General features: G+C 50.7%; 2 protein-coding genes. Both read right to left on the reverse strand.

Annotated elements, in window-relative coordinates; all coding sequences use genetic code 11:
- Positions 1-63: 63 nt before the first annotated feature.
- A complete protein-coding gene (locus GE027_RS22520) occupies positions 64-378 on the reverse strand; it encodes a transposase (RefSeq protein WP_153559481.1) in 315 nt (104 codons plus the stop codon).
- Between the two features lie 278 nt (positions 379-656).
- The coding region (locus tag GE027_RS22525; protein ID WP_153559482.1) for a DUF1573 domain-containing protein at positions 657-1,514 on the reverse strand (858 nt) is incomplete at its 5' end.

A 1,514-nucleotide genomic window follows, 5' to 3' on the forward strand; every position in this document is an offset into this window, starting at 1 on the left:
TCTGCCAGTACTCGATGTAATCGACGATTTGGTCTCTTGTATCGTGGGGAGCCCATCGACCCTTCAGAGTTCCCCATTGTCTTTTTTTGAGCGGATGTTCTCCTCCATCAGCTCGGAAATCACCTCGTTCTTAGCGATTAACTTCTCGCGAAGTTCGGTGACTTCTCGCTCGGATTTGGACTTGTCCGCTTTGGCAGTTCGGGGGCTCTCGAAGGCCCGCTCGACCTGGGACATTGCCGCGTTAATCCAATTGTGAATCAGCGTCGGCTGGACCTTCATCTGGTCAGCGATCTGAGAGACAGGAACTTTGTCGACAAGATGTTTGCGTACCGCGGCAGCCTTCTCAGCAGCCGAAAAGGATCGTCGTTTTCGGGTCATTGTGAAATCTCCTCAAGTGAAAATAGCTCACTTTTAGCGGATTTCCAATTTCAAGAGAGGCAGCACAATAGCGCCACGGCCACCGCTTGATTCCTCACACCGACCCGTGAACGGTTACCGACGCCCCAAGCCGTACAAGCTCATGAAACAACCCCGGCACGCGTCCCGAAGGTCAGCAGCGTGAACGACTTGCGTCTAAACTACGCGGCATTCAGGCCTGGCCCTTTTGATTTATCCTCGCATAGCTTGTCACGCTTCTCTAAGGGAGGTGTGTCTTATCAATTCGCAAATATCGGTATTTCAAATGAATGCGAGACTGGGCTTTCAAATTCGATCAACAACTCACTCTCCTCCTGTGGCGGCGCCTCAGATATCTTTGCTATGCGCAAGCGGATATTAGATCCCGAATTAATTATCACATCAATAGAAAATAAATTTCGATCAACCTCGACCTTTTTAATGCAGGTATCTCCAAACTTGCTCGACACATCTACAAACTTCTCTCGTTCCGAACCGAACGTTAACTGGCGGCAGGAGGCCACGACCGGATCCACAACGACACCCAAAAAGGATACTGGAAACACCGTCTTTTTGGAACCTCCAGCTGTCAGTCTACAGACATACTCGAACCGCCCTTCCGCGGCCTCTCCGTCGGACTGAAACAACAACGGAAGACGGATCGACGACGAGCGTGCGACAGCGCTTCCCAGCACCGCGTTATAACTTTGGTTTTGTGACTCAGCCAGGACTCGAATAGGGTTTTTGTCGTCGGCTAGACCGCTAACTTGGAGCGAAAAATGCTCCTCGTACGGCATGCCCCTTGGTATCTCACCTACGTAAACGGACGAAGGGATTACATTAATGCCCTCAACTCCTTCAACGACCAGAGAAACCGACACCGGATCGATTGGCTCGCGAAATAAAACCTGCACAGCGAACTCCGAAGAGCCTTTTCCTTGAACGGTCAAGCTAATGTTGATCATAACCGTTTCACCATCCGGAATTGTCTCATCCGAAGCAACGACGGTAATGCACCCACAGGATGCCAGGAGCCGCTCAATATGGACCGGTCGCCCAGAATTGTTTAACACGGCTACCTTTCGATTATGTTCTGTGCCAACCACGGCATCTTTAAA

It is taken from the genome of Roseimaritima sediminicola (genome assembly GCF_009618275.1).
In the GTDB taxonomy this organism is placed as follows: domain Bacteria; phylum Planctomycetota; class Planctomycetia; order Pirellulales; family Pirellulaceae; genus Roseimaritima; species Roseimaritima sediminicola.